We start from the raw sequence: 11,451 nt of genomic DNA, 5'->3' as shown, positions 1-11,451 counted from the left end.
CGCCTGCTCCATACTTGCGTACGTACCCATCCACATAGCCTGCGTCCGAAGCGCCGGTGGAGGCCAGATTATCGCCGGCGAAGTTGAGCACGCCGAAGTTCCCCGCTGCCCGCTCGGTCAGGATGACGCCCGGCTGGGCTCCACCACCGCCGGTCACGAAGTTGTGGTTACTGAAAAATGTCATCTCGGCTCCGCCGAAAATTGTCGTATTTCCCTGGCTGCCCTCCTGCGCATGCGACAGGTGCCCGACTAAGAGCAGTGCAGCCGAAACCGCCATGCTGCGCCATCCGCTTCCGGATGAGCTGGTATAAAGTTCTTTCATTGTTTCGCGTTGGTTAAATGACAGGCATTATGGCAATGCTTGCAGCGTTGCGCTATGCCCGAAAATGAATGATGTCCCTATCGGCTCACGGATTTCGCGCTTTCGCCGCCTGCGTTAAGCATTTTTTCCACCTGGGTTACCCGGCTGTCGAGTTCTGAGTAAGCTGCTTCTTTCAGTTTCAACTCCGCGCTTAGCTGGGCTTTTTCTTTTCTCAGCAATTCTACTTCGTCGCTGAGCTCTTGTACCGATTTAACCAGCATAGGAATCAGCTTGCTGTAATCCACCACCCAAGGGTTCATTTTCGCGTCGGCCCCGCCTACGCGGACGGCTTGCGGATATAGCTTATACAGCTCCTGAGCGAGTACACCCGTAGAAAGCGTCTTTTGAGCGTCTGCTTTGAAATTATAGTCATATACCTTGATAGATTTCAGCGTTTCCAAGCCGAATTTCGAGGTACGGATGTTTTCTTTCAGACGAGCGTCGGAAGTAGTATTGTATTGGATACCTGCCGCAGAGTGCGTGATACTACCCATTCCAACACCTCCAACACCGAAATTGATCATCTCACCAGTTGTGGTACCTGCCGGCTTCGAAACGTGTAGCGGTGCGACGGTCCCCGCACGCTGGATTCCCACCCAAACGTCACCTCCCGGCGTACTGCGCACTTCAAAGCCGTTGACATTGGAAGTACCATTCCAAATGTTACCGGTTTGGGTACCGGGATTTGCAATCACTTTCATATCTCCTCTGATATCCAGGCGCGATTGCGGCGCTTCTGTATTGAGCCCGATGTAGCCCGTTCTAGTACCCGAACTTTGCATAAAAAATGCGTTCTCCTGAAGAACCAGGCCGTCATCTATTACCTGCAATCGAAGATCGGTCGCCGAATTCGACCGCAAAAAGGCATACTTGCTCTGTTCCGGATCGATGTCAAACCCTACGACAGCGCGTCCTGCATTAATTGCAATGGAGGCCGCAGAATCGATATTTGAACCACCCAGCGGATCGAACCGCGCCACTACGTTGGCTGCCGATGGAAGGTCCAGGTTCGAAACCGCCTGCACATGTAATGTAGTCGGCGGGTTCGAATGGTTAATGCCCACATGGCCCGATTGTAGCACAACTGTGTGTGTGCTGTTTTGACCTTCCACGTCCAGGTTAGCTCCTGGCGTAATGGTGGTCGGATTCGATCCGATTTTTACCTGGGCCATTGCCGTCGTCGTCAAAGCTGTAACGGCAGCAAAAGAAATGGCAGATAGTAATTGTTTTGTTTTCATAATCTGTTTGTTTTTGAAATGGCAATCACAGGAACGACTGCGCATAAACCAGGATAAGGTAGCTGTTATGTAAGCTCTTAATCAATCTTCGTAACGGTCATGTATGCACGCCCGCAGGTACCGGTCCAGATCGGGTTCACCGGCGGATTGCCGTCGGTCTGCATGGTGTATCCTTCCAGCGAAATACCGTCGCCGGCATTTAATTTTCCGGTGTAAACCACAGATTGCCAGTCTCCGGCGGTGAGGCCCATTGGGCTGGTACCTTTGAAGATCGGGCCGCCGTTTTCTGAAACAACCCAAATCCTCGTCCAAAGTGTCACGCCCGCTCCCGTTGTGCTGATACACGACAAACCGACCTGCACCGAGTAGGTCCCGGCCACAGGAACGATAAACCGCTTGCTACCAGCATCCCAGTCAGCAGCTCCCAGTGTAGGAACAAGCGGAAGCCGCTGGTCTATCTGGTCGTGGGTAGTGAAGGTCGGAATCGTGGCCAGGCCCGTGATAGCACCGCTGAATGCTGTTACCGGAATCGCAAGTTCCGACTGGCTTTGCCAGGTTGCTACACCGTTCGCATCCGAGGTCAACACCTTTTTATCGCCTTGCGAACCGTCGGCGATGGTCAGTTTACCAGTAGTTTTGTGAATACTGATTTTCTTGGCAGGATCCGCACTCTCAACTTCGAGGTTGTTGTTCGGATCGATCGTCGTCGGATTGGAACCGATCTTTACCTGCCCAAAAGTGGCAGCACTTGTTGCCAGGGTCATGGTGATCGCCAGGGCTGAAAAGAGTCGAATTGCTTTCATGTAGTGATTTGTTTGTGAAACTTTGGTTGAGTTTGAAACAGAACAAACCTACTACCCCCGGATTATTTCAGCGTGTCGATATCAGAAATAGTTATCGTAGACTAAGCCCTACAAATTAGAATTTATACTACAATTCATCAAAAATAATTCGTATAGTCCACTTGTGCCTGTCCACAAAAATACGAGTGGAGCGCAATGCAAAAAGTCTGCATCCCGGCGGGATGCAGACTTTTTGAAATCTTTAAAATGTGCTATTTATTAACCCGCCCCGACATAACTCCGGATATCAAAAACATTAAAGCCCAATACCACGGGATTACCCGGTTCGGATTTGAACTGGATTGTCGTGGATCCGGGGCCGGTCGTGATGGTATTCGATACAGCCGTTGAAGTTATTGGGCAGTAAACCGGCCAGTCTCCCATTGCTACCAGGCTTTTGATGAGGGTTTGTTCCGTCTGAGTGAACTCGGCATCCGAAGTGAGTGTAAGTGCAATTCCGTCGGCGGCCAGTAGGGACCCTACCGCGTAGGTAAGGCTTCCCCCAGCTCCGAAATAGGTTTGCCAGTCGGTACTATCGATCCACGGCGGGGTCGATTGAGACGCCCATGCCTGGTGCAGTAACGCGGAATTATACCATTGTCCCGGCGTGACGGCTATCGTCGTGAAATGGTCGAATTGTATGGAAACAGTGATCCTGCTCAAAGCAAACTTCCGACTGATGTGAAACGCAGCTGAACTGCCTGTCCATATACCGAAATAGTTCGGATCGTCGCCCGGCACCCAGGAATTGGAAACATCCGGGTCTTCATTGGCTGAGTCGAAGAAGAAATTCGTCCCCGATGAAGCGCGTAATGTATTTTGAAGGTCTGAAAAAGAAGGCGAAAAGTCGGCGGGCTTCGCGTCGGGGCCTTCATAGGGCTCCAATACAGCCTGCGCGCCGCTGATCAGCAGCTGGGTGGCCAGATCGGAACGCCCGATATTGGCTACCGAGGGGGCATTCACCACTGCCCATTGAAACCACACAGTCGGCAAGGTATTGGCGGGCGGCGGAGGCGAAAGCGTTTTCAGATAAGCCTGCCATTGCGCATAAGTTTCAGCCCCGATGTCTTTCACAAAGGCGCTTTCCGGGAACGACAGCGCGTTCACTACGGCGGCATACTGGCTAAAAAACGTCGGCTGCTGATAGTACCAGCGATTGTATTTGAGCGTTGCGGGCGGTACTACGTTGAAACAGGCCCAGAAAGTCTGGTCGCTCACAGGCACACCCGGCGGTTGCAGCAACTGGAAATGTTGGACGGATAAGTTGAGACTGGCGGCCAACCGGTTATACCATCCGTCGGTAATGGTTGTCATCGCTTCGGCGGGCGTATCGTAGGTAGTTATCATATTGCTTCCTGAATGATGGTTTCCGGGCACACGGTAAAGTCAAAAGGGAGAAGGCTGGTTTCACCCAGCCTTCCATAGAAAACATTATACAGCAGCGAGGCTCTCGGCGGCAAATGCTTTGGCCGATTCGAAGAGCGAAATGCCCAGGCTCGAAGAGTGGCCTACAAACTCGCCAGCCGGCAATACGTTCACACCCAGCACCACAGGTACACCCGGAATGCTGCTGGTGGTGATGGTCATATTGCCCGCCTGGTTGAATTCAACGCGGTTGGTAGAAGTACTGCCGCTGTCGCCGGAATAGAATGGCCAGAAACCCGACGAGCCGCTGGAAGTAATCGTCTGCTGATCGACAGAAGAATACTTGGCATTGGACGTAACGGTAACGGACATACCCGACGCTACAATCACGTTCGCGGAGAAGTATTGCATGTTACCGTTCGGCCCGAATGTGTTGTTCCAGTTGATCGACGACTTGTCGCTCCATGGATTACCGGTTTGGTTGGCATATGCCAAGCCCATTGCCGAAGAATAGTACCATGCGCCCGGCGTGTTGGAAAACACCAGAATGTGTTCAAAACTGGCGTCTACCGTGATAGTGCTGGAAGCAAATTGCTCACTAAGCGTCGAAGTAGAGCTGCTACCGCCCCATAGGCCGAAGAAACCGGACTTCGAGCCGCCTGCCCAGGACGTGCTTACATCTTTGTTCATCGTACCGCTATTGAAATTGAAAGAGCGGGAAGGCGCGCTGGCCAGTTGGTTGACCATATCGGCGTAGTTCAGCTGCCAGTCGAAGTTAACCGGCAGGCCTTTTTCATTGGTATACACCAACGTGAGCTCATTCTGGGCCGTAGCAATCGGGTCGAGCAGAATGGCCGCATAATCCGAAGAACCGATATTGGCCACTTCCGGCGCGTTGAACATCGCCCAGTTTCTGAACATGGTCGGGATTTGATTCATGCTTGGCGCAGGTTGTGTTTGCACATACGCATGCCACGCGGCAAAGTTTTCTGCTCCGATGTCTGCTCTCACGTCGATCTGCCGCGAAGGTACCAGCGCAGAAAGCAAGCCTCTGTAATTATTATAAAACTGATTACCACCGCTGGCAACAAACTGGGCAGTCAATGTTTTGGGAGGGATATTGTTGTAGTACGCCCAGAAAGTCGGATTTGCGGCCGTGCCGCTGGCGATCGGAGGTGCTGGCTGAATGATCTGAAAAGAGTCCTGGCTCTGGCCCAATCCCTGGATCAAACCATTATACCAGCCGTTTTGTAAATCAAGAAAATTGCTCATTGTGACGTATGAATAATCCCCTGTTGTAAGACGGCAGGATCCGTCCCTGTAATCAATCCCCTTACAGGTAAGCCCGTTTTTTCAAGTGGTTGCTGAGCTCCACCGTACAAAAGCTTTTGCCTGACAAAGGTTCGTAGAAATAATTCTTCAAAAACGACTACAAACACGTGTTTTCAAAAACACGTGTTTACACCTGGTTGGAATGAAAAGGAATGAAAAGGGGCATAAAACACCCAGAATAGCCTGACAGAAGCCAGACTTTAATACACAATTACTTCTACATCAAAAATTACTTCCCGAGCCTTGCTTCGACTGTCGCCGCGATCCACTCCCGCACAATGCCGGGCAATATCTGCGTCGCCGCCTCCACAGCCTCCATATTCTTGAAAGTTGCGATCGCCCGGTCGTGTTCCCGCCATGCCAGCAAACCGGAAATATCCTGCACGATCCTTTCTTTCGGCTGGTCCTTCACCTTCGCCCCACGGTGAAAAACCAGCTGGATTTGCTTCGGAGGCTGAATTCTCATGGTAATTCTGTCTTCTGTCCCTACCGAATAGTTAGGGCCGTTCCATTTGATGTTTTCTTCCAACAATGCACTGGCGTCCAGAATAATTAGTCGCAGTGCCTCGATCTCCTGCCGGAGCGGATGGTGAAGTTCGTCCAGAAATTGGGTAACGTCTTTGTTAAGGGGCATTGGTCAGGTATTGATATATGATAAGAACCTATTCTATAAGCTTGCAAAACCGGATCGTATTCCCATCCGCGTCCGTAACGTAAAACTCCCTCCTGCCCCAGGTTTGATTCACCGGCCCCTGATGCACCGGCGACCCGGCACGACGCGAAATGTCCAGCCCGCGCGCCAGGTATTTCGCGAACAATGCATCCACATCCTCCACCCAGAAATAGACGACCGACCCAAACAGCCGCTCGCTCTCCGATGTGGTGATCTGCATATTCCAGCCGTCGCGACCCAGATCCACCACCGGTGAATCAACATGATCGTTCGGATCCGTCATCACGAAGTCCAGGACCTCGGTATAATGCTTGATGGCTTCGGCCATGTTTGAGACTTTGAATAATGGGACAATCATAGCGGTCATGGATTTTTTAGTTCAGCAGCACTTGAATATGGAGTATAATAACCTTAATATTATATTCAATTAAATTATATATAATCATGAATCACCCTTATTTTTTCCTATCATTCCTCCTGCTAACCACCTGCACTCTTACGAGCACTCAGGCGCAGGTACGCAAGTCTTCGTTGCCAGTTGACACCGGTGTTCTCTACGCCGATCAACCGATTGTATTATATGACATTCCGTCCAAGATCTCCCGACCGGAAACAGAAAAAGTATTCGGCGGAGTTGAACAACCACCTGAATTCCCAGGTGGAACCAAAGCAATGTACAAATTTATTGAAGCCAATCTTCGCTTGCCCTCTGAAGCGCAAAGCGCAGGAATTTCCGGCCGTGTTTTTACGATGTTTACAATTGAAATAACGGGCGAGATTACAAACGTTTCTGTGATAAAAGGCCTGGGATTTGGCTGCGACGAAGAAGCAGTTCGCCTGGTGCAGTTAATGCCCCGATGGAAACCGGGCAGAAAGTTAAGCCAAATTGCGAAGGTAAGATACGCACTACCAATCTCGTTTACGGCAAAATAATCGGCCGGAGGCGTGCTTCCGGCCGATTATCCGCCGAAATTCCGGCTTTTAAAGTGCCACCGTCTTCGTAGAAATCCCGATCCGGTTCAGGAAATTGATGTGGCTGATACAGACCATCATATCACCAATTTCGCTGGTTGTGAAATGCGTTTTCACAGTTTCATAGGTCGCATCGGCCACGCCGTCAATGGAAATGTGCGTGATTTCCTCTGTCAGTTGAAGGGCCGCTCGTTCACTTTCCGTGAACAGCGGGCTTTCCTTCCATGCTGAAAGCGCGAATATCCGTCGCGCCGATTCGCCGATTTGCACGGCTTCTGCGGTGTGGTAATCGATACAGTAAGCACATTTGTTGATCTGCGAAGCGCGGATCTTGATCAGCTCGATCAGCGTGCGGGGAATGGATGAAGCATAGATTCTTTTTTCAATGGCCGCCATATGGGTCCAATAGGATGGCTCCTCTTTCCAGACGTCCAGCCGATGTTTAACAACTTTTGACATGATTGACATAATTTTGTTTTGATATGACAAAATTCGCCAGTCGCGCAGAGGATCTTCTTAAACCAGTTTAAGAAACGAATTTCTTGCGGATTTCACTCAGATATTCCGGTGTAAAGCCCAGAAACGAGGCCAGCAGGTACTGCGGCACCCGCTGCATAAAAGCGGGATAACTCCTCCTGAAATCCTGGTAGAGTTCCTCCTTCGACAGTTCGTACGTCTTCCGTATCCGCATTTGGGAAGCGGCGTAGGCCCGCTGGAACATCAGGTGGAAGTACTCATTCAATTCAGGAAGCGCCGATAACATTTCGTGCTGTCTGGCGGCAGAGATGACGAATGCTTCGGTTGCTTCGACGGCGCGAATGGAAAATTGCGCCATACCGCCCTGCTGAAAGGCCATGAAATCGCTCGTCCACCAATTTTCCAACGCGAAATCGATGGTTTGCTCCACGCCGTTCCGGCGCAGGTAAAACAAATGCACGCAACCTTTCGCGATAAAGAACTTCTCATGGCACCGCTGCCCTTCTTGCAGCAACAGTTCCCTCTTTTTAAAAGCCCGTACTTCGAAAAAATCAACTATCGGGGCCAGTTTCTCAGGCTTTATGGAAGTGTATCCGGTAATATGGGTAATCAGTTGCTGCATCAATACTCGTCCGTTAGTATGGGGATAAAATTACGTCATTACACGGCCCATTCACTCACTTTTAACAAAGCCGGAAACGTTTTCTCCGGGCTTTGGCGTTCGTTCTGGAATGAAAATAGTAAATTCGCAACTGTCCGCCCTGACAAATCCCGGGCTTTAAGACTAAACTTCCTTAAAAATGAAATTTGTAATCCACGCGTTCGTCGCCGGCGCATCCCTGGTCCTTGCGCCATCCCTTTCGATCGCCCAGCAAGCTGCTACTGGTGCTCCCGTCGAAACCAAGAAACCCAATTCGGAATACAAGTCTGCATTTGCAGGCCAAACCCGCATCGGATCAGTCGTGACCAAAACCCCGTATGAAGGAAAAGTACTGACTTCTTCCCTGGAAAGACCGTGGGGGATCGCAGTATTGCCCGATGGCAGGTTCCTGGTGACGGAAAAAGGCGGCACCATGCGCATTGTGTCTGCAACCGGTGAAGTCGGAAAGCCCATCGACGGCGTCCCCAAAGTGAATAGCGACGGCCAGGGCGGCTTGCTCGGGATTACCCTCGACCCTGCTTTTGCCCAAAACAGAATGGTATACTGGGCTTTTTCGCAACCTCTCGAAGACGGCAATCTCACGGCCGTAGCCAAAGGCAAGCTTTCTGCGGACGGCACAAAGCTGGAAAATGTAAAAGTCATTTATCAGGCAACACCTGCCTATAAAGGTACGCTCCATTATGGCGGCCGTGTGAAATTTGCGAAAGATGGCAACCTGTTCGTATCCACCGGCGAACGTTCCGACCTCGTTACCCGCCCGCAAGCGCAGGATCTCAACTCCGGTTTGGGCAAGGTAATCCGCATTACCACCGAGGGAAAACCTGCCAAAGGAAACCCGTTTATTGGTAAGGAAGGCGCACGTCCTGAATTGTATTCTTACGGTCATCGCAACGTTCAGGGACTCGCGATCAACCCGGTTACCGGAGACTTGTGGGAAACCGAGTTCGGCCCGAGAGGTGGTGATGAGATCAACCGCATATTGCCCGGCAAAAACTACGGCTGGCCAACGATCACCTACGGTATCGAATACAGCGGCAAGCAAATCGGCGATGTGATTCAGCAAAAAGAGGGAATGGAACAACCGGTATATTACTATGATCCTGTTATTTCCCCGAGCGGTATCACTTTCTATGACGGCAAACAGATCCCTGAATGGAAAAACAACTTGTTCATTTCATCGCTCAGCGGTATGCACGTTTGCCGTATTGTACTCAAAGACAACAAAGTAGTAGGCGAAGAACGACTTCTTTCCGGCGAAAACCAACGTTTCCGCGACATTACCGAAGGTCATGACGGAGCACTTTACGCCGTTACCGATCAGGGAAGATTGTATAAAATAGGTAAGAAATAATGCGGCCGGCCAATCGGCCGGAGAACAGACAGAACGAATCCGTTACCTGCGATGTGACACTGAGCAGATAACGGATTTTTTATAGCTCATCCCAGGATATCCGCCGGTCCGTTCCAGTGAGCGCAGGTCTTTTTTCTTCAAAAAGAATTCCAAATTGTTGCATTAAATTGCCCGCATGAAGATCCTGATCATCGAAGACGAACCCGGCCTGGCCGAGAGCATCGGCGCCTACCTCACGGCGCAGGACTACCTGTGCGAGTATGCGGGCACGTGGGCGCAGGCACGCGAGAAAGTGGAGCTGTACCGGTACGACTGCATCCTGCTGGACCTCATGCTGCCGGGTGGCGACGGAATGGACATCCTGGAAACGCTCAAAAAGCAGGGCCAGCAAGATGGCGTGATCATGATTTCGGCCAAAGGCGATTATGAGACCAAGATCAGGGGCCTGCACGCAGGTGCCGACGACTACCTCGCTAAACCCTTTCACTTGCCTGAACTCGCCGCCCGTATTTACTCGGTGATCCGCCGGCGAAACTTTGCCAACCATAACCAGGTCGTTCAGAATGAATTGAAAGTCGATTTGCTGAGCAAAACGATCACCGTACATGGTCAGGCGGTGGTACTCACGAAAAAAGAGCTCGATCTTTTGCTATTCTTTATCGGAAATAAAAACCGGGTGATTGCCAAAAGCGCATTAGCCGAGCATTTGTCGGGCGACATTGCCGATATGTTCGATAACCACGACTTCGTGTACGCGCATGTGAAGAACCTGAAAAAGAAGCTCAGTGAGGCCGGGTATGGCAATTATCTCAAAACGATTTACGGAACCGGCTACAAATGGGAAGGATGAAAAAGCTGCTCGATCAGAGCCTGCGCCCGCTGGTGATCTACGCATTTACGGTGCTGGTAATCAGCATTCCGGTCTATTTCCTGATCATCGATTTGATTTGGGAAAACGAGCTGGACAAGCATCATTACGCCATCCGCGAAAAGCTAGAAAAACGCCTCACCCATCTTAATCTACCCGATACCGCGGTGGATAATATGATCACCGTTCTCGATAAAGTACAGCCCGGCTTCTCTTTCAACGAAACAGCAGCTCCCCGGCCCGACAGCCTTTATACCATTATCCGGTTCGACAGCTTCATGAACGACCGCGAACAATTCCGGTGCCTGACCACCGACATTCGCGTCAGCCATAAACTGTACCGTGTGCTGATCGAGACCAATATGGAGGAGGTCGACGAGACCATCCTGGCCATTGGCGGGGTGACGGTATTTTTCATCATGCTGCTGCTGGCGGGATTTATTTATCTCAACCGTAAAACCTCCCTGCGCATCTGGCAGCCGTTTTACGATACGCTGGCAGGCCTTCGCACCTTTCGCCTGGAAACCGGCAAGGCCGTGCCGCTACCCGTATCGGACGTGACGGAATTTGCCGACCTGAATGCCAGCCTGGATACCCTGATGCAAAGCAGCCTGGCATCGTACCGCCAGCAAAAGGAATTCACCGAAAATGCTTCGCACGAATTACAGACGCCACTGGCCATTGTCAAATCCCGCCTGGACATGCTCTTGCAGAGCCAATCGCTGGATGCCGGCCAAATGCGTATCGTCGAGCAAGTTTACCAGGCGATCAACCGCGTTTCCCGCATCAACAAGAACCTGCTTCTGCTGGCGCGTATTGAACATGCGCAGTTTGAAGAAAGGGAACAGATCCAGCTCGATGAAGTGCTCGTAGCCGTTGCGGAACAGTTTACCGACCGTTTCGAAAACAATGCATTGCATTACACCGAAAACATCAGTCCCTTTACCATTGAAGCGAACCCGGTACTGACCGAAATCCTGCTCACCAACCTGCTTGTGAATGCGGTGCGCTACACACCCGCGGGCGGGGAAGTGCAAGTACATTTGAGCGGCAACGTGCTTACAATTTCGAACACCGGCGCGGGGGCGTTGCAAATGGAGAACCTTTTCAGGCGGTTCGCACAGGCGTCGGGCGAGCATGCGGGCAGCGGGCTCGGGCTCGCGATCGCCCGCGAGATATGCGATCGTTATGGCTGGCTGATCGGCTATGATTTCACACAGGGTATGCACTGCTTTTTCGTCCGATTCTGAATTCGAAATTTCTTCCAAATCGGTTCTCATTTTTGCCATCAGATCATCAAAAGCAACGTCT

13 protein-coding genes are annotated in these 11,451 nt (G+C 51.2%); 4 read left to right on the top strand and 9 right to left on the bottom strand.

The window, feature by feature from the left end:
• From AC2YIT_RS25330 to AC2YIT_RS25300, 7 genes are all read right to left on the bottom strand, one after another.
• Positions 1-322 (bottom strand): hypothetical protein (locus tag AC2YIT_RS25330; RefSeq protein ID WP_487281037.1); only part of this gene is annotated, 322 nt, incomplete at its 3' end.
• A gap of 77 nt (positions 323-399) precedes the next feature.
• Positions 400-1,599 carry a tail fiber domain-containing protein gene (locus tag AC2YIT_RS25325; protein ID WP_430847142.1) on the bottom strand — a complete coding sequence of 400 codons (1,200 nt, stop codon included), beginning with the start codon at positions 1,597-1,599 and terminating at the stop codon, positions 400-402.
• Between the two features lie 77 nt (positions 1,600-1,676).
• Positions 1,677-2,402, bottom strand: a complete 726-nt coding sequence (locus AC2YIT_RS25320) for a hypothetical protein (RefSeq protein ID WP_430847140.1) — start codon at positions 2,400-2,402, stop codon at positions 1,677-1,679.
• Between the two features lie 258 nt (positions 2,403-2,660).
• Entirely contained in the window at positions 2,661-3,788 is a 1,128-nt protein-coding gene (locus AC2YIT_RS25315; RefSeq protein WP_487281036.1) for a hypothetical protein, read from the bottom strand.
• Positions 3,789-3,872: 84 nt separating this feature from the next.
• Positions 3,873-5,078 carry a hypothetical protein gene (locus AC2YIT_RS25310; RefSeq protein WP_430847136.1) on the bottom strand — a complete coding sequence of 402 codons (1,206 nt, stop codon included), beginning with the start codon at positions 5,076-5,078 and terminating at the stop codon, positions 3,873-3,875.
• Positions 5,079-5,367: 289 nt separating this feature from the next.
• Positions 5,368-5,772, bottom strand: coding sequence for a DUF1801 domain-containing protein (locus tag AC2YIT_RS25305; RefSeq protein ID WP_430847134.1), 405 nt, complete (start codon positions 5,770-5,772; stop codon positions 5,368-5,370).
• A 28-nt stretch (positions 5,773-5,800) separates the two neighbouring features.
• Positions 5,801-6,169 carry a VOC family protein gene (locus AC2YIT_RS25300; protein WP_430847132.1) on the bottom strand — a complete coding sequence of 123 codons (369 nt, stop codon included), beginning with the start codon at positions 6,167-6,169 and terminating at the stop codon, positions 5,801-5,803.
• An 86-nt stretch (positions 6,170-6,255) separates the two neighbouring features.
• Here AC2YIT_RS25300 and AC2YIT_RS25295 point away from each other — a divergent pair, with 86 nt between their 5' ends.
• Entirely contained in the window at positions 6,256-6,744 is a 489-nt protein-coding gene (locus AC2YIT_RS25295; protein ID WP_430847130.1) for an energy transducer TonB, read from the top strand.
• Between the two features lie 48 nt (positions 6,745-6,792).
• Here AC2YIT_RS25295 and AC2YIT_RS25290 read toward each other — a convergent pair whose 3' ends face one another.
• Together AC2YIT_RS25290 and AC2YIT_RS25285 are read right to left on the bottom strand one after the other, a co-directional pair.
• Complete coding sequence (locus AC2YIT_RS25290) at positions 6,793-7,242, bottom strand: carboxymuconolactone decarboxylase family protein (protein WP_430847128.1); 450 nt, start codon at positions 7,240-7,242, stop codon at positions 6,793-6,795.
• 67 nt (positions 7,243-7,309) lie between these two features.
• Entirely contained in the window at positions 7,310-7,882 is a 573-nt protein-coding gene (locus AC2YIT_RS25285; protein WP_430847126.1) for a Crp/Fnr family transcriptional regulator, read from the bottom strand.
• Positions 7,883-8,060: 178 nt separating this feature from the next.
• Here AC2YIT_RS25285 and AC2YIT_RS25280 point away from each other — a divergent pair, with 178 nt between their 5' ends.
• The 3 genes from AC2YIT_RS25280 to AC2YIT_RS25270 all read left to right on the top strand — a co-directional run bounded on the left by AC2YIT_RS25280 (position 8,061) and on the right by AC2YIT_RS25270 (position 11,390).
• Positions 8,061-9,272: a PQQ-dependent sugar dehydrogenase gene (locus AC2YIT_RS25280; RefSeq protein WP_430847124.1), complete on the top strand. Its 1,212-nt coding sequence runs from the start codon at positions 8,061-8,063 to the stop codon at positions 9,270-9,272.
• A gap of 175 nt (positions 9,273-9,447) precedes the next feature.
• The gene (locus AC2YIT_RS25275; protein ID WP_430847122.1) at positions 9,448-10,122 is read left to right on the top strand and encodes a response regulator transcription factor; all 675 of its coding nucleotides are present in this window, start codon (positions 9,448-9,450) and stop codon (positions 10,120-10,122) included.
• Entirely contained in the window at positions 10,119-11,390 is a 1,272-nt protein-coding gene (locus AC2YIT_RS25270) for a sensor histidine kinase (protein WP_487281035.1), read from the top strand. Before AC2YIT_RS25275 ends, AC2YIT_RS25270 begins: the two co-directional genes overlap by 4 nt.
• Positions 11,391-11,451 lie beyond the last annotated feature (61 nt).

The organism is Dyadobacter sp. SRI_021 (assembly GCF_057586235.1).
This window is presented reverse-complemented; position numbering and strand designations above follow the sequence as displayed.